The sequence below is a fragment of the Butyricicoccus porcorum genome, assembly GCF_051246315.1.
Taxonomy (GTDB): Bacteria; Bacillota; Clostridia; order Oscillospirales; family Butyricicoccaceae; genus Butyricicoccus_A; species Butyricicoccus_A porcorum.
The window spans coordinates 724816-749878 of record NZ_CP178353.1 but is presented as its reverse complement, the minus strand read 5'-3'; the positions used below and the strand labels follow the sequence as shown (position 1 = coordinate 749878).

The window sequence follows — 25063 nt, the reverse complement described above, 5'->3', positions numbered from 1 at the left end:
CAAAAGGGGAGCGAATACAAATGACTATCGTAAAAACCATAGAAGAAGTGCGCGCACAGGTCAAGGCATGGCGTGCACAGGGTCTGACGGTCGGACTGGTACCGACCATGGGCTATCTGCATGAAGGTCATCAGAGCCTGATTGCGCGCTCGGTCGCAGAGAATGACCGCACGGTTGTCTCTGATTTTGTCAATCCGATTCAGTTCGGCCCGACGGAAGACCTGGCAACCTATCCGCGCGACATTGACCGCGACGCAGCATTGTGTGAATCGACCGGCGCCGATCTGATCTTCCATCCGGAAGCAGAGGAAATGTATGCACCGGATTTCTGCACCTATGTTGACATGGATCATCTGACCAAGGGACTGTGCGGCAAAACCCGCCCGATTCATTTCCGCGGCGTGTGCACCGTTGTCAGCAAGCTGTTCCATATTGTCCAGCCGGATCGCGCGTACTTCGGTCAGAAGGATGCCCAGCAGCTGGCTGTCATCCGCCGCATGGTGCGTGACCTGAACATGCCGCTCGAGATTGTCGGCTGCCCAATCATCCGTGAGGAAGACGGTCTGGCAAAGAGCTCCCGCAACACGTACCTGAGCGCGGAAGAGCGCCAGGCGGCACTGTGCCTGTCCCGCGGCCTGAATAAGGGCAGAGCAGCCATTGAAGCAGGGGAAACCGACGCGGCAAAGGTGCGCCAGATTATTACAGAGGAAATCGAAGCAGAGCCGATGAGCCGCATCGATTATGTCGAAATTGTCGACTGGAACAACCTCGAGCCGGTAGACAGCACCGAAGGCTCGATTCTCGCTGCGGTCGCAGTCTATATCGGCAAGACCCGCCTGATTGATAATTTCATTATTGAACGCTGATTTACGGAGGACGTACATGACTATCCAGATGCTCAAAAGCAAAATTCACCGCGCGGTTGTCAAGCAGGCGGAGCTGAACTATGTCGGCTCCATCACGGTTGACAGCGAGCTGCTGGATGCAGCCGGCATTTACGAGTACGAAAAGGTACAGATTGTAGATGTCAACAACGGCAGCCGCTTTGAAACTTATACCATCGCAGGCGAGCCGGGCAGCGGCATGATCTGCCTGAACGGCGCGGCAGCGCGCTGTGTCTCCGAAGGCGACCGCATCATCCTCATGGCATATGCGGATGTAACACCGGAGGAAGCGAAGACGCACAAGCCGAAGGTTGTCTTTGTCGATGACAACAACGGCATTTCCCGCGTCACGCATTACGAAAAAGCCGGCGCCCTGTACGACGACGAACGGCTGTAAGGCTTTGATACAGTTGCAAAAGGCATGGCCCTGTGGTCATGCCTTTTTCGCGACGGTTTGATGTACAGGGTGTGGAAAAAACGGGGGATTTGTGGTACTCTACTGGATATGGGGCGAACATGCCCGAAATCCATCGAAAAGACGAAAAAAAGTCCTGCGGCAGTGCAGGACTGTGGAGGAGGCTGAAACGGTGCAAGGATTGCTGTCTGTCGTTATCCCTGCGTACAATGAAGAACAGATGATAGAAAAAGCCGCAGCTGTCATCGGCTCTGTGTTGCAGGGCGCGGACATTCCGTATGAGCTGATTTTTGTGGACGATGGCTCGTCCGACAGCACATGGCGCAGGCTTTCCGAGGCGGCACAGCACGGCAGCCATGTGCGCGGCGTACATTTTTCGCGCAATTTCGGCAAGGAAGCGGCCATTATGGCGGGACTGGCACAGGCACGCGGCGATTGTTGTGTTGTCATCGACTGTGATTTGCAGCATCCGCCGGAGAAAATACTCGAGATGTATGCGCTGTGGCAGCAGGGCTACGAGGTCGTCGAGGGTCAGAAGAGCAGCCGCGGCACGGAAAGTGCGGCACATGCCTGGGCAGCAAAGTGGTTTTATGCGCTCATCAGCCGGGCGACCGGGTTCGATATGTCGAGCGCATCCGATTTCAAGCTGCTCGACCGCAAGGCGGTCAATGTGCTCATCAATATGCAGGAACGCAATGCGTTTTTCCGCGCGCTGTCGTCATGGATCGGCTTCAAAACCACGAGTATTTCATTCGATGTACAGGAGCGTGAGGCGGGGGAATCCAAATGGTCGACCAAAGCGCTGGTCAAATATGCGGTGAGCAATATTTCCTCCTTTTCCACCGCGCCGATGCAGCTGATTACTGCGCTGGGCGTTGTGATGCTGGTGATCTCCGTCGTGCTCGGCGGTATTGCACTGGTACAGAAATTTATGGGACAGGCCCTCGAGGGCTTCACGACGGTGATCCTGATCCAGCTGTTTTCCAGCAGCATTATCATGATAAGCCTCGGCATCATCGGCTATTATATTGCCCGCATTTATGACGAAATCAAGGGCAGGCCGCGGTATATCATTGCGGACACCTGCGGGGAGGATCCCGAGTCATGAGACAGGAGACCGCCATGCTTCAGAAATTTTTTGATAAAACATTCTGGAAATTCATTCTGGTGGGCATTGTCAACACGCTGTTTGGAACTGCGATTATGTTTGTCTTTTACAATGTCCTTCACCTGAGCTACTGGATTTCCTCCGCGTCCAATTACTTTTTTGGCAGCATCCTGAGCTATTTCCTCAATCGGACAGTTACGTTCCGCAGCCAGGGCAGCCATTTGAAGGAAATTGCACGGTTTGCCGCGAATATCACGGTCTGTTATCTGTGTGCCTATGGCGTTGCCAGACCGCTGGTGCGCTGGGTGCTGTCCGGTGCGACACAGAGCATACAGGAAAATGTCGCCATGCTGGCAGGCATGTGCTTCTTTGTGGCGCTCAACTACATTGGACAGCGGTTCTTTGTGTTCAAAAAAGCCGACTAACGCAGCAAAGCTCCTCTCCATTGACGGCTGTGCAATGAGATCGCCAGGTATTTTTGCTGTTTGTCCCTTACTATGGAATGAATAAGTAACTCATAAACTTGCTAATATCTTGTCCGCTATGAGTCAATTCCCTATAATGAGTATGCTGAAGCAAGCAAATACTGTTATGGATGAATTGTCAATGCTGAATGTTCATGTTGTAAAGCTGCTGAAGTCCGGCATGTGGGATCTGGCTACCTGCGCCAATGGAGAACCCAACGTGGTGCCCGTTGCTTTCAAGGATGTGACCGATGACGGCAAGCTGGTAGTGGGCGATGTGTTTTTAGAGACTACTCTGAAAAATCTTGAGGCAAACGGCGGAAGGATTGCTATTTCCGTCTACGACGCCCAGAATCTGGAGGGATATCAGATCAAGGGCACTGCCCGGTATGTCACCGAAGGCGAGGTCGTGGAAACTTTCAAGACTATGGTGGAGCAGATGTTCAACGGCGCTGCCACTGCCAAGGGTGCACTAATCATCACCCCCGAAAAGGTAATCGTCACCACTCCCGGCGCAGATAACAAGAAAGTCCTGTGAGCCTTTTGCCGCGGATGCGGGAATCACCGCATCCGCGACTGCATTTTTAGGGGGCCTCAATCAAACTGAAAAAAATACCCGAAAGCTCCAATACATTTCACAAAATATATTGGCTGCGGCGCCTGTATTGCAGTCTGTCCCGTTCGGGCAATCTATATGCTGTCGGGATGGGTCCGTACCGTGGATCCTACCAAGTGTAGCGGTTGTGGGAAATGCGTATCGCTTTGCCACAGGCAGGCTCCCTCTGGGAAACGCCTTTGGAACATCACCACTATTAAATTCCATAGTAACTTGCGGCTGCGTAGTTTTTACGGTAAAATGATACGGAATTCCATCAAGAAAGGGCGAAAGATGCATGGCGTATCAAAGAAAACGGGACAAAGACATCCGCTGTCCTCTGGAATATGGCATGGAGCTGTTTGGCGGAAAGTGGAACTCCCGAATCATCTGCGTGCTGGCAACTTTGGGGACACTGCGCTACAGCGAGCTGCGGAAGGAAATGGGAAATATTACGGATGCAGTGCTGGCTTCCACGCTGAAGGGGTTGATTGCCAACGGGATCGTTCTGAGGAAGTCCTACGATGAGATTCCTCCCAGGGTGGAATACTCCCTCTCAGAAAAGGGGCAGTCTGTGGTTCCGATTTTGCAGAGCATCTGCCAGTGGGCAGGACTCTTTTATAAAGAAGATACCGGCACGACTATGGTGCAGTGTCAGAAATGCGATCACCGGGGGAAAACGACGGAATGAAAATCACATATACAGAGGAAAAGAAATTCACGCAGGATGCCATTCAACGGCTGTTTCTGTCCGTGGGATGGGTGTCTGGTCAATACCCTTCTCGGCTCTATAAGGCCCTGATGCATTCATCTACGGTTATCACAGCCTGGGATGGAGATCGGCTCATTGGACTGGCAAGGCTGCTTGATGACAGCGAACTGGTTGCTTATATGCACTATGTTCTGGTTGACCCAGCCTACCACGGGCAGGGTGTCGCCAGTGCCATGATGGAAATGGTTAAGGAAAAATATAAAGATTATCTCTACATTGAGATCATGCCGGAGGAAAGCAAAAATGCCGCATTTTATGAGCGGTTTGGTTTCCAAATCATGTCAGACGGCGTGGCAATGCAGCTGTGTAATTTTGGAAACCAGCGATAATGCCTGACATGGTCCGGACTTATCACGAATCATGGGGATTTCCTGCAAATAACGATTGCCCTCCAAAGGGGGCGTAGCAGCTTTGCTGCACAAGCCCGAAGGGCGCTTTTCCATACGCTCCTGTCGGAAGTATCGTGCATTCTGCGGAGCGGAATTCTCTGTCAGCGGAAGAAAATTGACAGACCAGAAATGTTGTATCACGAGCTTCTGCCTGGGTGGCTGCACCCCGTTGCACCGCTAAAGCGGATATCGCCCTTGAGGGGTTACCGCCGGCAAATTTTCAAACCAAGCATAACAAAATCCTCCGTATGATTGCGTTCATATGGAGGATTTGCTGTTTTATGAGTACCTGCCATTGGAAGGGAGCTCTTTTCATGGGCGCATCTCTATTTGTTTTTCAGGGGGCGGGAATCACCCCTTTTTCTCCTGAAAGCTGCGCACAATGCGCAGGAGTGGCTTGTCCGGGACAAGGCGTGATGCGGCGGCGCCCAGACGAACCATTTTGCCGGGGAAAATCAGCAGCTTTCCGGCGAGCGTCTGCTCGACCGCCTGCTTTGCCACCTGTTCGCAGGAGATGCCCTTTGCGGCACTGTTTGCCCCTGCAACCTGATTGAACTCGGTCTCTACCGGGCCGGGACACAGGCAGCTGATGGTGACCGGGCTGCCCGCTTCGCGCAGCTCTTCATAAATTGCCTCGCTCAGGCGTACCACATAATTCTTGGTCGCATAGTATGTGGACAGCAGCGGGCCGGGCAGGAATCCGGCAGAGGATGCGATGTTCAGGATACGGCCTTCGTTTTTCTGCATGAAATCGCGCAGGAACAGCTTGGTCAGGATATGCACCGCCTTGATGTTGACGTCGATCATTTCCAGTTCCCGGTCGAGATCTGTCTCCGCGAATTTGCCATATAAGCCGAAGCCTGCGCCGTTCACCAGCAGCGTGACGTCCTGCTCCTTGGCGCGTTCATGCAGCCAGTAACAGTTTTCTTCGCGGGAAATATCACAGACATACAGGCGGCAGGGCGTGCCCAGCTGTTTTGCAAGCTCTTCCAGGCGGTCGCGGCGGCGCGCAACCAGCAGCAGCCGCCAGCCGCGGCGGCTCAGCTCACGGGCAATTTCACGCCCGATTCCGGACGATGCACCGGTAACCAGTGCAGTTTTCATAGCAAATTCCTCCTATGCATACATCGAAATATATCTTATCTTTTAGTATAGCATATTTCCCGGCAGTTGTTGCATCATTCGACAAAATCCGCTATACTGTGTCAATATAAAGGAGGTGTGATATGCACATCTATTCATTGGAGCAGTGGATGCTGCTGTTTTATATCTACTGCTTTTTTGGCTGGTGCTTTGAATCCGCCTATGTTTCCCTGCTGGAGCACCATTGGGTCAACCGTGGCTTCCTGCGCGCGCCGCTGCTGCCGATTTACGGTTCCGGTGCGCTCTGCATTCTGCTTGTCTGTCTGCCGGTGAAGGAGAATTCATTTGCCGTATTTGTACTCGGCGTTGTCTTCCCCACTCTGCTGGAATATATTACCGGATATGTCATGGAACTGCTGTTTAAAATGCGATACTGGGATTATACCGGCAAAAAGGGCAATATCAATGGGTATATCTGCCTGCAATCGTCGATTGCATGGGGCTTTCTCTCCCTGCTGCTCATCCATTTCATTCATCCGCCGATCGGGCGCTGGGTGGAACGCCTGCCGCACCTTGCCTTGCTCATCGTGGTCATTGTCATCAGCTGTGTCTTTGTCAGCGATGTCATTGTTTCGTTCCGTGCTGCATTTAACCTGCGTCATGTGCTCGAGGAAATGGAACGCGTGCGCATGCAGCTGGAGGAAGCGCGTGTTCAGCTTGAGCTGGCCCGTGCAGAAGCGCGTGACCGGCTGGAGGAGCTGGGCGAGGATATCCGTGAGGACAATCGCCGCCGTCAGAAGGCACAGGAGGAGCGCGCAGAACTGCTGCGCCTGGAATTTATGCGCCGACTGGAGCATCAGAACCGTTACTTTAACCGCGCCATCCTGAAGGCACATCCGTCCGCGAGCAGCCGCCGTTTTGCCGAATCGATGCGCCAGCTGCGTGCGGAACTGGAAAAGAAAAACTGGAAAAAGTGAAGCATTCTCTGTTTTGGGGCAGAAAAATCCGCAGGCACATTGCCTGCGGATTTATATTTGAAATCAGTGCCGGACTGCGAAGGGCAGATGCAGACGATGTGTCTGCTGCTTCTGTTCCTCCTCCGCACGGCAGATCGGATGGAGGACAAAGCCCTGCTGTTTGGCCTGACGCATATATTTCGGAATCCAGATGTTGGAAATGTAAAAGATAATGGAAATAGAAGTGCCGATGATCCAGCCGAGCGGATAGGCATAACAGATGCCAGCGAAGCCGCAGATCGGCATCAGTGCATAGGCGAGTACGACGCGCAGTACGAGGTCAGCCAGCGTGGTGACCATAAACGGCCCCATGGCACCGCCGCCGCGCAGGACGCTGTCACAGCAGTTTTTGACGCCGATCAGCGGATAGAACGGTGCGACAATCAGCAGATATTGTACGCCGATGTTGATGACGGAGCCGTTGGCATCGCTGCCCATAAACAGACCGAGAATCTGATCTCCGGCGAAGAAGAACAGCGCGATGATACTGCAAATAATGATCTCAGACATGAGGACGCAGGCGCGGATACCCTGACGCACGCGCGGGATATCCTGTGCGCCGATGTTCTGTGCCGCATAGCTGGACAGTGCATTCGGCAGCGAGTTCATCACCATCAGCGCAAAGGTGCTGACCTTGAGCGCGGCAGAAAAGCCTGCGACGGTAAACGGCCCGAGCGAATTGACGAGGCCCTGTACAAAAAATACGCCGATTGAGACAAACGACTGCTGGCAGATGGACGGAATGGCAATCAGACTCATGCGGCGCAGCAGATGCGTGTCAAAGCGCGCCGGCTTGCGCTCGGTCTTGATGCGGGACAGGCGGCGCACCAGTGTGAGGATTGCCAGAATGGAGGACAGACCCTGTGCGATCAGGGTTGCCCAGCCGACACCTGCAATGCCCATATCAAATGTAGTGACAAACAGAACATCGAGAATGACATTGAATGTCGTGGAAAAAGCGAGGAAATACAGCGGCGTGCGGCTGTCGCCGAGGCCGTTGAAAATGGCCGTCGCCGTATTATAGAGGAACAGGAACAGCAGGCCTGCGATATAAATGCGCAGGTAAACCATGGTCGGCTCAAAGATATCCTTCGGCGTGTTGATGAAGGACATCAGTGCCGGGCAGGCGATCTGTCCGGCAACTGTCAGCACCAGCGACAGTGTAATGAGCGTGATGACTGCGGTGTTGACTGCTGCGCGCATGCGCACATGGTCATGTGCGCCAAACAGCTGAGAAATGACAACCGAGCTGCCGAGACTGGCGCCGGTGGCAACGGCGAGAAACAGTACGGTAATCGGGTACGCCGCACCGGTTGCCGCCAGTGCATCGACACCCAGATACCGTCCGGCAATGACACTGTCTGCCAGATTGTACATCTGCTGAAATACCATGCTCAACAGCATCGGAAGGACAAATTTCAGCAGAATTTTGAATGGTGACCCCTTGGTCATATCTGTCATCATGATGGTATATCTCCCTTAGTTTGTGTGAAAAATGTATGCGATTGCATGACCCTTTTTTATGCATTGAGATTGTAGCACACCGTACTGCATTTGGATAGCGCAAAGTTGAACAGGTTTTGAATGAATTTTGTTCGCCGTTTTATACAAAATTCTTTGTGATTTTTTGGACAAAATAACGAATAAAATCATGCAGAAATTTCCAGATGTGCAGGAAACTGGGCGCAATCAAAAACACCCTTCGCCGAAGCGAAGGGTGCAGTGCGGGAATGTTCACCGCATATCAGAATACATGCTATATAGTTCTTTGTAGATACCACCTTTTGCAATCAGTTCGTCATGGGTACCCTGTTCGGCGATGCCGTCGGCAGTCAGCACAAGAATACGGTCTGCGCCGCGGATGGTGGTCAGGCGGTGCGCAATGGTGAACACAGTGCGCCCGCGTGCGAGTGTATCAAGTGATTGCTGAACAATGCGTTCGCTCTCGTTGTCGAGCGCGCTGGTGGCTTCGTCGAGGATGAGAACCGGAGGATCCTTGAGGAATACGCGCGCGATGGAGATGCGCTGCTTCTGTCCGCCGGAGAGCTTGACGCCGCGCTCACCGATAAATGTGTCATAGCCATTCGGCAGGGCGGAGATAAATTCATGTGCGCCCGCGAGCTTTGCCGCGCGGATGATATCCTCACGCGAGGCGCCCGGACGGCCATATTCGATGTTGTGCAGTACTGTACCGGAGAACAGATAGTTGTCCTGCTGTACAACGCCGATGTGGGAACGCAGGGAATGCAGCTGGAGGTCGCGCACATCCGTGCCGTCCAGACGGACGGAACCACTTGTCACATCGTAAAATCTTGGGATTAAATTACAAAGAGTAGTTTTTCCGCCGCCGGATGGACCGACAATTGCGATGTTCTGTCCGGCATCGACATGCAGGTTGATGTGTCCGAGCACTTCGCCTGCATCGTCTTCATAGGAGAACGATACATCGTCGAAGTCGATTTCACCGCGCACGTGCTCGCATGGGATGGCATGGGGGGAATCGGTGATATCCGGCTGTTCGTCCATGATTTCGAGAAAGCGGTCAATGCCGGTCATGCCGCGCTGGAACTGCTCGGCAAATTCGACAATGCGGCGGATGGAGGTCAGCAGTGTCTGAACATACAGCAGATAAGCGACAAAGTCGCCGGGGACAATCGCACCGCGCAGCAGGAACAGACTGCCGCAGACCAGCACGACGAGGTTCATCAGGCCGTCAAAACCGCGGGTTGTCGCCTGAAAACCGCCCATCCAGAAATAATTAAGTTTTTTCAATGCCAGCCAGCGGCGGTTGCCCTCGTCAAATTTCTGCTGCTCGGTTTCCTCCTGCGCGAACGATTTGACGACGCGGATGCCGAGCAGGGAATCCTCAACCTGTGCATTGATTTCACCGACCTGCCAGCGCGATTCCTTAAAGGTTTCGCGCATTCTGCGGTTGAATTTGTAGCAGCACAGCAGCATAATCGGCAGCACGGCAAAGGTAACCAGCGTCAGCGGGACGTTGACCGACAGCAGGATGACAAAGGATACGGCGATTTTGACGCCCGCAATGAAAAATTCCTCCGGGCAGTGATGGGCAAATTCCGTGACATCAAACAGGTCAGAGGTGATGCGCGCCATCAGCTGTCCGACCTTTGCGTTGGCATAGTACCGGAAGGAAAGCGTTTGCAGGTGTGCAAATAATTCACGGCGCATGTCGGTTTCAATGCGCGCGCCCATGACATGGCCGATGTTCGCCATGAAATAAGCACCTGCGGTGTCGATGATGCGCAGCACGAGATACAGCAGGCCGATGCGCACGATGACAGAAACTGTGAGTGCGGACAGGTTGTACTGCGCGAGGTTGGTGACATAGCGGACAATGACCGGCAGTGCGAGCTCACAGATGGTCGTGAGGGCGGCGCAGAACAGGTCAAAAATCAGAACCGGCAGATACGGCCGGAAATACGGGACAAAGCGGCGCAGCAGCTCGCGGGTGGAGCGGGTGCGTCCGTGGGAATCGGTCAAGGGATATCGCGTCCTTTCGATCAGATTTTTTTTGGCAGCTTTTAGCATACCCCAAAACCGGGCGGTTTGGCAAGTGAGAATGCGTGCAATCAAATGGAAAAACTTTTAAAGCTATTGATTTTTTTGAGAATTCATCATATAATAATAATACAAAAGAGGTTGAAAAACTTCCTTCGCCAGAAGATGACGAGTGACGGTTCTGACTCGTCGGTAAAATAAAAACTGACCGCGCGAAGATGACGAGTGACGGTTCTGACTCGTCGGTAAAATAAAAATTGACCGGGCGAAGACAAGTGCGAGAGAGCTGATTTCTCGGCTCTCTCGTTTTTTGTATCAGGAAGTGTCAAAAAATGGAATTTGATGTAGATGTTCGTTTATTATCCCAACAATTTGTGGATGATTACCCTTCGTCTTTATATCCGGAGTTTATGCACAAACATGCGAGGCCATATGCATGCCTCTTAATCGATACGCACGAAGATTATATCATCAGCATTCCATTTCGTTCTTCTATTCATCATAATCATGCATTTTTGTTTTCTGGTACGCAGCGTTCAAAATCAACGCGGTCGGGGCTGGATTATACAAAACTTGTTTTGATACAAAAGCTGGAATACATAGATAACTCGGCGGCTCTGGTTGATAATGACGAATATAAGGAAACACGAACCAACATTGTGAAGATTGTCAATCAGATGAGTAAGTATATAGATGATTATGTCAATCACATGAAAGGAACACAACTCCTGCATCCGAGAGAGTTTTCCAGACGGTATCGATATCCAACACTGAAATATTTTCATGATATTTTAGGCATAGAATCCTCCGCAGAACCATAGAGGATGAAATGAAAAGGCGACCGGATATAAGGTGACCCCTCAAAGTTAGACTTTTTTCGAGACGGCTTTGGCCGTCTCGTTTTTTATGCAGCTAAAAGATGGAGCCTATATTGGACAGGATTCCTGCACGCCGTCTTGCAAATGCGGACGAATGTGGTATAATATTACGGCACATAGTATTATGGAAGTTCACAGCCGCTTTTTTGAACAAACGGCGGCATAACGAAAAGGAGTTGACTATTATGGGCTGTAATCATGACTGCGAGAGCTGCGGCGGAAGCTGCGGCGAGCCGGAGTCCCTGCTCAAGGCTCCGCATCCGCTGTCCAGCATCCGCAAGGTGATCGGCGTTGTCAGCGGCAAGGGCGGTGTCGGCAAGAGCTTGTGTACGTCCATGCTGGCGATTGCCATGCAGCGCCGCGGCGCACACTGCGCGATTCTTGACGCGGATATCACTGGACCGTCCATCCCGAAGGGCTTTGGCCTGACCGGTACGCTGGGTGCGACCGAAGAGGGCGTGTTCCCGATGGCGACCAAAACCGGTATTGATGTCTGTTCGATCAACCTGCTGATGGAAAACGCGAGCGACCCGGTCATCTGGCGCGGGCCGATCATCGCCGGTGCAGTACAGCAGTTCTGGACGGATATCATCTGGAAGGACATTGACTATATGTTTGTCGATATGCCTCCCGGAACGGGCGATGTTCCGCTGACGGTGTTCCAGTCCCTGCCGGTCGATGGCATTGTTGTCATGACTTCCCCACAGGAGCTGGTTTCTCAGGTTGTCACCAAGGCGGTCAAGATGGCGGAAATGATGGAGATCCCGATTCTCGGCATCATTGAAAACTACAGCTATATTCAGTGCCCGGACTGTGGCAAAAAGATTTCTGTCTTCGGCGAGAGCCATGTGGAAGAAATCGCACAGGAGCACAAGCTGGATGTCCTGGCAAAGCTGCCGATTGACCCGGCACTGGCTGCCGCCTGCGATGCCGGTACGCTGGAGGACGCACAGCTGCCTGATCTGTCGAAGGCATGCGATAAGATTGCAAAGCTGTAAGTCAATAAAAAACGGACAGGAACGCGCTGCGGGAGGGAACTTCTGCGGCGCGTTTTTTTGCGCCGAGGGGGGGAGGTGCGGACTTTTCCGCGGCCCCTGCGGTATGTGGAATGGAAAAAGAAATAACAGCATAAAAACAGACGGCTCCTTCCGCTCCGGCGTAGGGAGCCGGTTTCATACCGTGTACGGGAAATCAGAAATTGTTCCCGGAAAGTACATTCTGTCGTGATTTCTCCAAAAAACATCGACTTTTTACGGGAAAAAGGGTTGCAATGCCTTCGTCTTTTGTGGTATGATATCGTTGCTGCACAAAAACAAATGTTTTTCAGAGAAAGACACGGCGGAGTGAAACCCGTCACGAAAGGAGCCGCAGGCAATTGGAACAGCAGCCGAAATATTATATTGTGGAAGCATCCCTGCTGCCGGAGGTATTTCTCAAGGTCGCGCAGGCAAACCGCTGTCTGCAAAGCGGGGAGATCCGCACCGTCGGCGAAGCCACCCAGAAGGTCGGACTCAGCCGCAGCGCATATTATAAATATAAGGACGGCATCAAGCCGCTGTTTGAAGCGGCAACACAGAGCATCATCACGTTCAGTCTGATGGTTTCTGACCGGGCAGGCGTGCTGTCCGGCATTCTGTCGGTATTTGCCCGTTCGGGGGCGAATATCCTGACCATCAACCAGTCCATCCCCGTCAACGGGCAGGCTGCCGTGACCATCGCCGCGCGCACCGGCGGCATGGATCGTTCGGTCGAACAGCTGATGGCAGAAATTATGTCGATTTCCGGTGTCGCCCGCATGGAGATTCTGGCAAGAGAGTGACCGTCTGTTGACAAAAAAGGAGGAAAACCACGATGTTTAAGGCCGCAATTATGGGATTCGGCACAGTGGGTTCCGGCGTATATGAGGTGCTCGACCGCAATGCGGACGTAGTTGCCAAAAATGCGCGGGATGCCATTGAAGTAAAATATATCCTCGATCTGAGGGATTTCCCGGATGCACCGCATCAGGAGAAATTTATCAAGGATTTTTCTATCATTGAAAATGACCCGGAGGTCAGCATTGTCGCGGAGACAATGGGCGGCAAGGGCGCAGCATATGAATTTACCAAGCGCTGCCTGCTTGCCGGAAAGCATGTTGTCACCTCCAACAAGGAGCTCGTCGCCACGCATGGCGCGGAGCTGCTCAATATTGCAAAGGAGAGCGGCGTCAATTATATGTTTGAGGCATCTGTCGGCGGCGGTATCCCGATCATCCGCCCGATGCTGCAATGCCTGACGGCAAACCATATGACGCATATCACCGGCATTCTCAACGGCACAACCAACTACATCCTGACCCGTATGATTGACGCGGGCCTGACCTTTGAAACCGCGCTGAAGGAAGCGCAGGAGAAGGGCTATGCCGAGGCAAATCCGGCAGCGGATGTAGACGGCATTGACGCCTGCCGCAAAATCTGCATTCTGTCCGACATCGCCTATGGCGACCACATCCATCCGGAATATGTCGAGACCGAAGGCATTTCCAAAATTACGCTGGAGGATGTCAGCTATGCCGCACAGGCGGATTGCGTGGTCAAGCTGCTCGGCCGTGCCGTACTCAATGAGGACGGCAGCATTTATGCCTTTGTCGCACCGCATCTGGTCTCCAAAAAGAGCCCGCTGGCGGATGTCGATGACGTATTCAATGCGATTCTCATCACCGGCGACATGCTGGGTGATGCCATGTTCTATGGACAGGGTGCCGGTAAGCTGGCAACCGCTTCCGCTGTTGTCGCGGATATCATCGACTGTGCCCGCCACAATGAGCACCGCCGCATGGGCAGCTGGGGCGATGGCAGCAAAAACCTGGTGCGCCCGCTGGACAGCTTTGCATCCCGCTGGTATGTCCGCCTGGAGGGTGCAGATGCGGCAAAGCGCCTGATTGATACCTTCCCGGGCTGCGATATGCTCAAGGCCGCAAAGACCGGCGAAGAGGCTGCCTGCATCACGGCAGAATGCACAACGGCAGAAATGAAGGAGAAGGCTGCGGCACTCGGTTCGGTAACCGGCTGCATGCGCCTGCTGTAACCTGCTGATGATTACTGTAACTGTCCCCGCAACGAGCGCAAATATGGGCCCGGGCTTCGATTCGATTGGCATTGCGCTCAATCTCTATAACCGCTTTTCTATGGAGGAATGCGACTGCATCGACATTTCCGCCACGGGAGGCGAACGCATTCCGAATGATGAGACCAATCTGGTTTACCAGTGCGCCAAGCGCGTTTATGACATCTGCGGCAAGCCGATGCCCGGCCTGCGGCTGATTGAGGATTGCAGCATTCCGCAGACACGCGGACTCGGTTCCTCCTCTGCCTGCACGGTTGCCGGATTGCTGGGTGCCAATGCACTGCTCGGCGGCCCGCTGCATCAGGAAAACATCATTGATCTCGCGGCAGCCATCGAAGGACATCCGGACAACTCTACGCCGGCCATTCTCGGCGGCTTTTGTACCGCATTGCTGGAATATGGCAAGGTGTGGAGCGTGCGCGTCCCGATTGCGGACAAAGTGGATTTTGTCGCATTCATCCCGAACTTTGAGCTGTCCACCGAAAAGGCGCGCGGCGCGCTGCCCAAAACCATCCCGCATCACGACGCCGTCTTCAATCTGTCGCGTGCGGCACTGCTGACCGGCTCGCTGGTCACAGGTGACCTGCATAACCTGCGTGTTGCGGTCGGCGACTGCCTGCATCAGCCGTATCGCTTCGGCCTGATTCCGAACGGCGAAGAGGTTGTGCGCAGTGCAAAGGGACTGGGCGCCCTCGGCGCATTCCTGTCCGGTGCAGGCCCGACCATCATTGCGATGGTCGACAAGGAGGATAAAACCTATTACAGCCGTGCCTGCATGTATTTTGCCGACCGTTTCCCTGACTGGACACCGGTGCTGCTGGCATGTGATGAGGTCGGCGCAACCGTCACACAGACGGAATAATTTCATTTGTCAGAAACCCTGTGTGTATGGCAGAGGTATGCAACGCACACAGCGTTCTATAGAATCCCGACCCGCGCGCGGCGCGGGAAAACCGATAGGAGGAACACAGCACATGGCTTTAATTGTGCAGAAATTCGGCGGTACGTCGGTTGCGAACACCGAGCGTATTTTCAATGTTGCCGATATTGTAACCAAGACGGCACAGGCTGGAAATCAGGTTGTTGTTGTCGTATCCGCACAGGGCGACACCACCGATGATTTCATTGAAAAGGCCGCAGAAATCACAGATAACCCGCCGGCACGTGAAATGGATGTCCTGCTGAGCGCAGGCGAACAGATTTCCATGGCTCTGCTGGCAATGGCGATCAATAAGCTCGGCTTCCATGCAACCAGCCTGACCGGCTGGCAGGCTGGCATCAAGACCGACCTGAACTATGGCTCGTCCCGCATCCGCACCGTCAGACCGGAGCGTATCCAGAGCCTGCTCGACAGAAACCGCATTGTTATCGTCGCAGGTTTCCAGGGCATCAACAGCCACGACAGCATTACGACGCTCGGCCGCGGCGGTTCGGACACGACAGCTGTTGCGATTGCGGCAGCACTGCATGCAGATCTGTGCCAGATTTATACCGACGTTGACGGCGTATATACCGCTGACCCGCGTGTTGTTCCGGGCGCAAAGAAGCTCGATGAAATCACATACGACGAAATGCTGGAGCTTGCGACGCTGGGCGCACAGGTTCTGCACAACCGTTCGGTTGAAATGGCGAAGAAATACAACATTGACCTTGAGGTTGTCTCCAGCCTCACGAGAAATCCCGGAACCAAAGTCAAGGAGGTTACTTCTGTGGAAAAGATGATTATCAGCGGTGTTGCCTGCGATAAGGACGTAGCCCGCATTGCCGTTATGGGCCTGCCGGATGAGCCGGGGAAGGCATTCCGTCTGTTCTCCCTGCTGGCAAAGAACAAGATCAACATTGACATTATCCTTCAGTCCATCGGACGCAACAACACCAAGGATATCAGCTTCACTGTATCCAGAGGCCAGCTGGATGAGACTGTCCGTCTGCTCGAGGAGAACAAGGACAAGCTGCATTGCGACAGCATCACCTATGAGTCCAAGATTGCAAAGGTCTCCATCGTCGGCGCAGGTATGGCATCCAACTCCGGCGTTGCTGCGAAGATGTTCGAGGCACTGTCCAATGCACAGATCAACATCCGCATGATTTCCACCTCTGAAATCAAGATTTCCGTCCTGATTGATGAGGAGGACGCACAGCGCGCTGTCCGTGCCGTACACGACAAGTTCTTCGATTGATTTTTTCTACATCGCTTGATCCGGCTTCCCAGCAAACGGGAAGCCGGTTTTTTGTGCGGAAAAATATGGTACACTGTCGGGGCGGATGAAAAATGAGCACAATCTTCAAACAGATTGCAAAGAGCGCATGCGCGAGGGCGAAATCCATCGAATCTACGAATATGACAGCTGAACCGGCGGACAGGCAGGCGCATGGATTGCACCCGCTTTTTTTGTGCCCGTTCGACATTCCCGCGGAAAATACCGGAAACCGCAAGGAACTTTGTTTTTTTGCTGTCAGGCACAGCGGATTTGTGTTATACTGATATCATCTGAAATTGACGGTATGGAGAAGATCGCATGAGCCAAAAAAACAAGAAAACTTATCAGAAACGCCCGGCGCGTGAGGAAGAACGTGAAACCACGCTGTATGAGGGCAGAAATGCGGTCATGGAGCTGCTTCGCGCAGGCAGGACCGTGGATAAATTGTTCGTCGCACCTGACCAGAATGGGCGCATGGCGGATATCATTGCCCTGGCAAAAAAGTCCGGTGCAGTTGTCACACAGGTTGACCGGCGCAAACTGGACGCGATGAGCGAAACCGGCGTGCATCAGGGCGTCATCGCACAGGCGGCGGCACATGAATATGTATCGATAGATGATATTTTGCAGGTCGCACGCGACCGCGGGGAACAGCCGCTGATTTTGGTGTGTGACGGCCTGACTGACCCACATAATCTGGGTGCAGTCATCCGCTCAGCCGAAACCGCAGGTGCCCACGGTGTGGTTATTCCGAAACGCCGTTCGGTCGGCCTGACGGCAACTGCTGCAAAGGCATCTGCCGGAGCAATTGAACACATCGGTGTGGCGCGTGTTACCAATCTTGCCGCTGCCATTGATGAACTCAAGGAAAATGGCGTGTGGGTGTTCGGTGCAGATGCAGGCGGTGACAAGCAGCTGTATGAAGCGGATTTTGCAGGTGCAGCGGCAATTGTCATCGGTTCGGAGGGCAATGGTCTGAGCCGCATTGTACATGATAAATGTGATTTTATCGTGAGCATCCCGATGAAGGGCAAGGTAAATTCACTCAATGCATCCGCCGCCGCCGCGGTGCTGCTGTATGAGGCAGTCCGGCAGCGGCTTGGGGAGGAACGTCATGGATGATCTGGATCTGGAAAAATTAAAACAGGAACTGGATGATGTTTCCGGCGGCAGCCGGTATGATGTTGAAGATATCATGCGGGAAGCCGGTGCATCTGAGCCGGAACAGGATAAGGAATCACTGGAACAGCTGATGCAGCGCTTTGGCATTCGTGTGGATGAACCGCAGCCCGCTGCCCCAGTACAGACAAAAGCAACCGGACATGCTGCCCCTGTTACAGAGGATGAGATGCCGAAGCTGCCGGAAACAGAAGACCTTTCTGCCCTGTTTCGTGCGGCGGAGCAGACACAGGATGTCATTGACCAGCAGAATGAGCTTGCAGCCGATGCGCAGGGTGAACCGGAACAGCCTGACCCGCTGGAGGAACAGGAGGATGTTTTTGCCCGGCTGTTTAACCAGCTCGGACAGATTGAACAGGATCCGGTCGATATGGTATTTTCCAAACCGGAAGGACATACACAGACAGAATTTATTGACCCGCGCACGGAAATGCTGGAAGAACCGGAGGAGGAGCCGGATTTGATGGCGCGTCTGTTTGACAATCCTCCGGTATCGCAGACGGAACCGGACGAAGCACCGTCCTATGAATCGGAGACGACGGAACCGGAGGAGGAACAGACGGTACATATCGATGCGGAATCCACCGTGCATTGGGAAATGCCGGAAACGATAGCAAACGATGCGGAGTTGTTTACCTCTGCGGTTGGACGCACGCAGGTACTGGAAGACGTCGAGCCGGAACCGGTTGAAGAAGCCGAGCCGGACGAAGAACCGGAGGAAAAGCCGGAAAAGAAGGGCTTCTGGTCGAAGTGGTTCGGCGCGGACGACGAAGACGATGAAACCGACGCGGACGAAGGTGCAGAAGAACAACCTTCTGATGCGGAACCGACCGAGGTGTTCGAGCCGGTAGACGAACAGGAAACGCAGGTGCTGGAAGACGTCGAGCCGGAACCGGTTGAAGAAGCTCAGCCGGACGAACAACCGGAAGCGCCCAAAACAGAACCGGAGGAAAAGCCGGAAAAGAAAGGCTTCTGGTCGAAGTGGTTCGGCGCGGACGATGATGACGCGGACGACGAAGACGATGAAACCGACGCGGACGAAGATGCAGAAGAACAACCTTCTGATGCAGAACCGACCAAGGTGTTCGAACCGGTAGACGAACAGGAAACGCAGGTGCTGGAAGACGTCGAGCCGGAACCGGTTGAAGAAGCCGAGCCGGACGAAGAACCGGAGGAAAAGCCGGAAAAGAAAGGCTTCTGGTCGAAGTGGTTCGGCGCGGACGATGATGACGCGGACGACGAAGACGATGAAACCGACGCGGACGAAGATGCAGAAGAACAACCTTCTGATGCAGAACCGACCGAGGTGTTCGAACCGGTAGACGAACAGGAAACGCAGGTGCTGGAAGACGTCGAGCCGGAACCGGTTGAAGAAGCTCAGCCGGACGAACAACCGGAAGCGCCCAAAACAGAACCGGAGGAAAAGCCGGAAAAGAAAGGCTTCTGGTCGAAGTGGTTCGGCGCGGACGATGATGACGCGGACGACGAAGACGATGAAACCGACGCGGACGAAGGTGCAGAAGAACAACCTTCTGATGCGGAACCGACCGAGGTGTTCGAGCCGGTAGACGAACAGGCAACACAGGTGCTGGAAGACGTCGCGCCGGAACCGGTTGAAGAAGCCGAGCCGGACGAACAACCGGAAACGCCAAAAACAGAACCGGAAGATGCCGAGACGGTTGAACTTCCGGAGGAAGAGGCTGCACTGGACAACTGGAAAGCAGAGGAGCCGGAGAACATCACCGCACCGGAGGAAGTTTATTTCGAGCCGGAACCGGATGAAATCGAGGACGAACCGCAACAAGAGCCGCAGGAGGAACCGGAAGATGCCGGTGTGGCGGCCTTTGCAGAGGCAATGGCACAGGAAGAAGCCGTCGGTGCGACGGAGGAAACACCGGAGCCGCCGCGGCGCCCGCAGCCGGAGGATATTCCGGTTATCAGCGAAGAGGAGCTGGCGGAATTCCTGTCCGGCGTAGAGCAGGAACCGGAAGAGCCGATTACCAGCTTTGAACAGATTCTGCGCGAGGGCGGCATGCCGCCGGAGCCGTCTGAATCGAAACCGCAGAAGCTCTCATTGGAAGAATTCCCGGAAGAGGAAACCACCGTATATGTTGATATTCCCGTGAGGGGAAAAAGGGAACCGCAGGCACATGAGCCGGAGCTGTTTGATGCGGAAGCGGAGCTGGAAACGAAAGCCACAGATACAGAAGCAAAAACGGAGAAACCGGCATCCGCAGCAAAGGCTGCTGTGAAACCGGCATCGAAGGTGAAAAAACGCCCGAAGCCGGAGCCTGATCCCGAATGGCTGGGGCTGCCGCTGGAAGAACTGTGCAAAACAGCCCCCGCACTCGAAGAGCTGCGGCGGGAAGGCCCGGTTATGCAGCGTGAGGTTGCGCGACAGCGCGAATGGATTATGGAACGCCATCGCGCTTATATGGAAGCACGGCATCCTGCTCCGAAGCAGGAGGAACCGGAAGAGGAAGAAGCCCCGGAGGACACGGAACCGTCTGCCATTGATGCGGCAGGCGAGCTGCGTGCCCTGCTGGAGCAGGAACAGAGCGAAGAAGGAAGCGGCGCGGTTTTTAACGATGGGTCGGACGGTACACCGGAAACGGAGCCGGCCGACCGGGAAGAAGAACGGACAGAGCCGGAAGAAACAGCGGAGCCGGAACCGGTGGAGCAGCCACAGGAGCCTCTGCCGGAAATTCCGGATATGCCCGAGCAGGCAGAACCGGCAGAGCAGCCGGAACCACAGGTGCGCCGCAAAGCGGCACAGGTGTCTGCAAGTCGGAAGCCTGCGAACAAGCGGGCTGTTTGGCCGAAGGAAGAGGTACCACGTGATTTGCGCAAGGCGGCGGGCAGCTGGAAGCAGCGCGCCCGGGTACAGGCACAACGCTCCATCGTGGTGGCTGTGCTCACCGTCATCGCAGTTTATCTCTCCTGCGCGGCGGATTTTTCACTGCCGCTGCCCGCTTCGATGGATTATGTGGACAGCCCCAGAGTGGTGCTGATTTCGCTTATTGTATTGCAGCTGGTTGCCATGGTGGCGGCGTTTGACGTCATCAAAGACGGCATATTGTCTGTCGTACATCTCAGCCCGAATTTTTCCACACTGGTGGATTTGGCACTGGTGCTCAATTTGGTACACTGTATTGTCCGCCTGATCTGGGATGGAGAGGAAATGCCGTATACCTGTGCGGCCATGCTGGCACTGTTTGCCCAGATGCGCGCGCGTGTGTCCGATGCGCGCACACGGCATTATGTCTATAAGGTCGCGGTAAGTACCCCGCAGCCGGTCGGCATTTACTGCCGGGATGGAGACCTGAAGCACATTGTCAAAACGCGGATGGCGGATACGGCGCCGTTTGTCCGACAAACCGTGCAGCCTGACCGCGGCAGGCAGCTGGAGAGCATTCTGATGGTTCTGGCAGTTGTGATATCGATTGTGCTGTCCGGAATTGTCTGTGTGTCCACCGGAGATGCCGGACGCCTGATCTATGTGCTGGCGGCGACGATGACCGGTGCATGCCAGGTCGCGCTGCTGTCGGCGGTGTCGATGGGGCGCTGCAATGCGGCACGCCATATGATGAAGGGCGGCACGGCACTGGATGGGATGCGCGGTGCGTCGGCACTGTCCGCTGCGGAGGCGGTCGTGCTGACAGATGATGACCTGTTCCCGGCGGGCTCAGTCGCACTGGAGCGGCTGGAGCTGCGCAGCCAGCTGAATGACGCGACTGCACTGGCGTATGCGGCAGCGCTTGCAGGCGATTCCTCCCTCGGGCATATGCTCGCAGAGGAGGTGCGCGCCCGCTATGGCGCACCGCTCGTGGCACACCATGTCGTGCGCTATACCGGCGGCGGGATCAGCGGCCAGATCGGCGGTCTGGAGATCCTGCTCGGCGGCGTGGACTTTATGGCGGAGCGCGGCATTCTGGCGGGCGAGGTGCCGGAAAATGGTCTGGTTCTCGCCGTGGAGGGCGAGGTCGCCGCAGTGCTGGCTGTGGACTATCAGGTTCCGGCGGTGCTGTTCAATGCCATGCAGGTGCTGACCGAACGCCATATCCGCATTCTGCTGCATACGCGCAACCATCAGGTTACGCCGCAGCTGGTGGAACGACTGTATGGTCTGCATGAGGGCACAGTCCTGCTGCCGGAGCTGGAGACCGACCGTGCGCTGCGCAGCCCGCGCTATGTGGCGGGCGGCACGCTGTGCGGCATCATGCTGCGCGACGGTCTGGTACCGTTTGCCGACTGCGTTTCGACCGCGCAGGGACAGAACCGGCTGTCGGCTGTCGGCGCAGTCATCGGCATCGGCGCGGCGCTCATCTGCATGCTGCTGATGGCGTATCTGTGCTATGTCTTTGTTCCGACTGATGCGCGTCCGATTCGCGTGCTGCTGTATACGATTTTGTGCTTTGTGCCCATTTTCTTCCTGGAAAGCGGCGTCGGGCGCGACTGAAAACGACACAGGGAGCGGAATTCCGGCAGGAATCTCCGCTCCCTGTTTTTTTGCCGTTTTTGATAGAAATGTGCAAAAAAAGCACAAATATATGATATAAAGAGAAACAATGTGAGAAAAATGCAGAAAATACGCACATAAACTGGGCAAAATATCCCATGCTCAGCGGCACGTTTAGAAAGATTTCACAATTTTTTGTTTGCAATAGCGGATAGAATAGTATATAATTACGAACAGAGGCGGTCGGATGGCCGCTGGAAAACCCTTGTAAGGAGAGTGGAATCGTTGAACGTATATTCTGTAGATAAAATCCGCAATGTCTGCGTGATGGGGCATGGTGGAGATGGCAAGACCTCTCTGATTGAGAGCATGCTTTATATGACGAAGGCAACCGATCGCATGGGAAAGATTGCAGACGGAAACACTGTTTGTGATTACGATCCGGAGGAGATCCGCAGAAAATTCTCGATTTCCACCACCGTTGCGCCGGTTGAATATGGCGGCTGTAAGATCAACATGCTGGACACCCCGGGCTTCTTCGATTTCGAGGGCGAGGTGCTGAGCGCACTGCGCGTGTGTGAATCCGGTCTGATTGTTGTCCCGGGCAAATCCGGTCCGAGCGTCGGAACGGAAAAGGCATGGAAGCGTCTGGCGGACGCGGGCAAGCCGTGCATGTTCTACATTTCCAAGATTGATGAGGAGCATTCCGATTATTATACCTCGCTGCACAAGCTGCAAAAGGCGTTCGGCCCGAGTGTCTGCCCGATCGTTGTACCGATTTTTGAGGGCAACCGCGAGACCGTCGGCGTTGTCGACTGCGTTGTCCGCAAGGCATACCGCATGGAAGGCAATGAGCGCGTTGAAATTCCGATTCCGGAGAACATGGTTGAGCGCGTTGACCAGCACCGCGCCGCGCTGTGCGAGAACGTTGCAGAGCTGTCCGAGGATCTGATGGAGCGCTATTTCGCAGGCGAGGAATTCTCTGACGAAGAGCTGATTGCAGGCCTGCGTCAGGGCGTGCTGGAGCGCGTTATCATTCCGACCTTCTGCGGCACCGTTGCCACTGGCATCGGTACGATTGCACTGCTCAAGGGCATCTGTGATTATATGCCGTCGCCTGACCAGGGCGCCGTTGAGGTCTGCGAGGAGGGCGACGATCTGGTAGAGATTGCCTGCAATCCGAACGGCACGCCGTGTGCCTTTGTATTTAAGACCACTGCGGATCAGTATGGCCGCTTCAGTTATTTCAAGGTCGTTGCCGGCTCGGTCAAGCAGGATATGACCCTGCTCAACCACCGCATGGACGGCATCGAGAAAATCGGTCATATCTATTCCATCTGCGGCAAGAAGAGCACAGAGGTCAAGGAAATCACCTGCGGCGATATCGGCGCGGTTTCCAAGCTCGCAACCACCAAGACGGGCGATACGCTCTCCATGAGCGTCCGCGCGGTCAATCTGGACGGCATTCCGTTTGCTCCGGCATGCTATTCGCAGGCCATTTCGCCGAAGACCAAGGGCGGCGAGGAAAAAATTGCCGCAGGTCTGGCCAGACTGGCGGATGAAGACCCGACCTTTACGTTTACCGTCAATAAGGAAACCCATCAGAGCATCCTGAGCGGTTCGGGCGATATCCATCTGGATGTCATCTGCTCCAAGCTCAAGAGCCGCTTCGGCGCGGAGGCAGTGCTGTCCGCACCGATCGTGCCGTACCGCGAGAAGATTCGCAAGAAGGTCACCGTCGAAGGCAAACATAAGAAACAGTCCGGCGGCCATGGTCAGTATGGACATGTCAAGATGGAGTTCTCCCCGTATCCGGACGGCGATTTCCTGTTTGAAGAGCATATCTTCGGCGGTTCCGTCCCGAAGAACTTCCATCCGGCCGTGGAAAAGGGCATCCGTGAAGCCATGGAGCACGGCGTTCTCGCCGGTTACCCGATGGTCGGCCTGAAGGCAGACCTGCTCGACGGTTCGTATCATGACGTCGATTCCAACGAGCTTTCGTTTAAGATGGCGGCAAAGCTGGCCTATAAGGCAGGCATCCCGCAGGCAAACCCGGTTATCATGGAGCCGATCTGCTCGATGAAGGTTTACATCCCGGATTCCTACATGGGCGATGTCATTGGCGATATCAACAAGCGCCGCGGCCGCATCATGGGCATGAACCCGACCGATGACGGTCAGGAAATTGTCGCAGAAGTGCCGATGGCGGAAATCAGCGATTACGCGATTACGCTGCGTTCCATGACGCAGGGCAGAGGCTCGTTTGTCTCCCAGTTTGAGCGCTACGAGGACGCACCTCCGGCGGTTCAGGAGAAGGTTATTGCCGCTGCGCAGGCAGACGCATAAAAAACATACAGACAGAGCAAGCCCCGCCGCAGACGGATTCTGCGGCGGGGCTTCTGGTTCGCGCGGGTTTTTACTTGGAAAATGGGAAAAGGCACCTCAGACCGGCTGAGGTGCCTTTTCGCTGTATTTGGAATGGTATGGAATAATGGAACCTTACAGACCCTTGATGAGATTTGCCATCTCGATGCCGGAGCAGGCGACGTCATAACCCTTGTTGCCCGCCTTGGTGCCTGCGCGCTCGATAGCCTGCTCGATGGTGTCGGTGGTGACGACGCCGAACAGAACCGGAATGCCGGATGCGAGGGAAACCTGTGCTACGCCCTTGGCGCACTCGTTGCAGACGAGATCATAGTGGGACGTGGAGCCGCGGATGACAGCGCCGAGGCACAGAACCATGTCATATTTGCCGGACTGTGCCATCTTCTGTGCGATCAGCGGGATTTCAAATGCGCCCGGAACCCATGCGATCTCGATGTCGTCGGTGTCGACGCCATGGCGTACCAGTGCGTCCTGTGCGCCGGAAACCAGCTTGCCGACGATGAACTCATTAAAACGTGCCGCAACAATGCCGACCTTGAGGCCGGTGCCGATTACATTTCCTTCTAACAGCTTCATAGTAGTTTTTCCTCCTGTATCCTGTAAACCTG

The 25063-nt window shown here is 54.6% G+C and carries 21 protein-coding genes and 1 pseudogene; 18 read left to right on the top strand and 4 right to left on the bottom strand.

The features are described 5' to 3' along the window. Positions 1-20 precede the first annotated feature (20 nt). The 8 genes and pseudogenes from panC to ACLM7Z_RS03585 all read left to right on the top strand — a co-directional run bounded on the left by panC (position 21) and on the right by ACLM7Z_RS03585 (position 4567). Entirely contained in the window at positions 21-866 is an 846-nt protein-coding gene (gene panC / locus ACLM7Z_RS03620; protein ID WP_087016841.1) for a pantoate--beta-alanine ligase, read from the top strand. Positions 867-882: 16 nt separating this feature from the next. After that, complete coding sequence (gene panD / locus ACLM7Z_RS03615; RefSeq protein ID WP_087016839.1) at positions 883-1281, top strand: aspartate 1-decarboxylase; 399 nt, start codon at positions 883-885, stop codon at positions 1279-1281. A gap of 190 nt (positions 1282-1471) precedes the next feature. Further along, positions 1472-2407 carry a glycosyltransferase family 2 protein gene (locus ACLM7Z_RS03610; RefSeq protein ID WP_087016837.1) on the top strand — a complete coding sequence of 312 codons (936 nt, stop codon included), beginning with the start codon at positions 1472-1474 and terminating at the stop codon, positions 2405-2407. After that, on the top strand, positions 2404-2832 hold the full coding sequence (locus ACLM7Z_RS03605) for a GtrA family protein (RefSeq protein ID WP_242969752.1): 429 nt from the start codon (positions 2404-2406) through the stop codon (positions 2830-2832). The genes ACLM7Z_RS03610 and ACLM7Z_RS03605 overlap by 4 nt, the downstream gene beginning before the upstream one ends. A gap of 181 nt (positions 2833-3013) precedes the next feature. After that, positions 3014-3409 (top strand): pyridoxamine 5'-phosphate oxidase family protein, encoded by a 396-nt coding sequence (locus ACLM7Z_RS03600; protein WP_087016991.1) that lies wholly within the window; start codon positions 3014-3016, stop codon positions 3407-3409. Between the two features lie 90 nt (positions 3410-3499). After that, a pseudogene (locus tag ACLM7Z_RS03595) lies at positions 3500-3640 on the top strand (4Fe-4S binding protein); the annotation flags it as partial. A 124-nt stretch (positions 3641-3764) separates the two neighbouring features. Beyond that, complete coding sequence (locus ACLM7Z_RS03590; protein ID WP_087016835.1) at positions 3765-4157, top strand: winged helix-turn-helix transcriptional regulator; 393 nt, start codon at positions 3765-3767, stop codon at positions 4155-4157. Next, entirely contained in the window at positions 4154-4567 is a 414-nt protein-coding gene (locus ACLM7Z_RS03585; RefSeq protein ID WP_087016833.1) for a GNAT family N-acetyltransferase, read from the top strand. The genes ACLM7Z_RS03590 and ACLM7Z_RS03585 overlap by 4 nt, the downstream gene beginning before the upstream one ends. Positions 4568-4978: 411 nt before the next feature. Here ACLM7Z_RS03585 and ACLM7Z_RS03580 read toward each other — a convergent pair whose 3' ends face one another. Further along, positions 4979-5731, bottom strand: a complete 753-nt coding sequence (locus ACLM7Z_RS03580; protein ID WP_273349038.1) for an SDR family oxidoreductase — start codon at positions 5729-5731, stop codon at positions 4979-4981. Between the two features lie 122 nt (positions 5732-5853). Here ACLM7Z_RS03580 and ACLM7Z_RS03575 point away from each other — a divergent pair, with 122 nt between their 5' ends. Then, positions 5854-6687, top strand: coding sequence for a putative ABC transporter permease (locus ACLM7Z_RS03575; RefSeq protein WP_087016829.1), 834 nt, complete (start codon positions 5854-5856; stop codon positions 6685-6687). A 63-nt stretch (positions 6688-6750) separates the two neighbouring features. Here the strand turns inward: ACLM7Z_RS03575 and ACLM7Z_RS03570 are convergent, their stop codons facing one another. Beyond that, the gene (locus ACLM7Z_RS03570) at positions 6751-8190 is read right to left on the bottom strand and encodes an MATE family efflux transporter (RefSeq protein WP_435645596.1); all 1440 of its coding nucleotides are present in this window, start codon (positions 8188-8190) and stop codon (positions 6751-6753) included. Between the two features lie 270 nt (positions 8191-8460). Then, entirely contained in the window at positions 8461-10230 is a 1770-nt protein-coding gene (locus ACLM7Z_RS03565; protein ID WP_242969750.1) for an ABC transporter ATP-binding protein, read from the bottom strand. A gap of 350 nt (positions 10231-10580) precedes the next feature. On the opposite strand from ACLM7Z_RS03565, the gene tenpIN reads away from it, so the two are divergent. From tenpIN to ACLM7Z_RS03520, 9 genes are all read left to right on the top strand, one after another. Then, positions 10581-11069 (top strand): type III toxin-antitoxin system TenpIN family toxin, encoded by a 489-nt coding sequence (gene tenpIN / locus ACLM7Z_RS03560; RefSeq protein WP_087016825.1) that lies wholly within the window; start codon positions 10581-10583, stop codon positions 11067-11069. A gap of 242 nt (positions 11070-11311) precedes the next feature. Further along, a complete protein-coding gene (locus ACLM7Z_RS03555; protein WP_087016823.1) occupies positions 11312-12124 on the top strand; it encodes an Mrp/NBP35 family ATP-binding protein in 813 nt (270 codons plus the stop codon). 377 nt (positions 12125-12501) lie between these two features. Continuing rightward, positions 12502-12945, top strand: coding sequence for an ACT domain-containing protein (locus ACLM7Z_RS03550; protein ID WP_087016821.1), 444 nt, complete (start codon positions 12502-12504; stop codon positions 12943-12945). Between the two features lie 32 nt (positions 12946-12977). Continuing rightward, entirely contained in the window at positions 12978-14192 is a 1215-nt protein-coding gene (locus tag ACLM7Z_RS03545) for a homoserine dehydrogenase (RefSeq protein ID WP_435645595.1), read from the top strand. Positions 14193-14199: 7 nt separating this feature from the next. Then, positions 14200-15093: a homoserine kinase gene (gene thrB, locus ACLM7Z_RS03540; protein ID WP_273349040.1), complete on the top strand. Its 894-nt coding sequence runs from the start codon at positions 14200-14202 to the stop codon at positions 15091-15093. 112 nt (positions 15094-15205) lie between these two features. Beyond that, the gene (locus ACLM7Z_RS03535) at positions 15206-16411 is read left to right on the top strand and encodes an aspartate kinase (RefSeq protein ID WP_087016815.1); all 1206 of its coding nucleotides are present in this window, start codon (positions 15206-15208) and stop codon (positions 16409-16411) included. 339 nt (positions 16412-16750) lie between these two features. After that, positions 16751-17554 carry a 23S rRNA (guanosine(2251)-2'-O)-methyltransferase RlmB gene (gene rlmB, locus ACLM7Z_RS03530; RefSeq protein ID WP_087016811.1) on the top strand — a complete coding sequence of 268 codons (804 nt, stop codon included), beginning with the start codon at positions 16751-16753 and terminating at the stop codon, positions 17552-17554. Then, positions 17547-22070: a hypothetical protein gene (locus ACLM7Z_RS03525; RefSeq protein ID WP_435645594.1), complete on the top strand. Its 4524-nt coding sequence runs from the start codon at positions 17547-17549 to the stop codon at positions 22068-22070. Before rlmB ends, ACLM7Z_RS03525 begins: the two co-directional genes overlap by 8 nt. A 285-nt stretch (positions 22071-22355) precedes the next feature. After that, positions 22356-24416, top strand: coding sequence for an elongation factor G (locus ACLM7Z_RS03520; protein ID WP_087016807.1), 2061 nt, complete (start codon positions 22356-22358; stop codon positions 24414-24416). A 153-nt stretch (positions 24417-24569) separates the two neighbouring features. Here ACLM7Z_RS03520 and ribH read toward each other — a convergent pair whose 3' ends face one another. Next, on the bottom strand, positions 24570-25031 hold the full coding sequence (gene ribH, locus ACLM7Z_RS03515) for a 6,7-dimethyl-8-ribityllumazine synthase (protein ID WP_087016805.1): 462 nt from the start codon (positions 25029-25031) through the stop codon (positions 24570-24572). Positions 25032-25063 lie beyond the last annotated feature (32 nt).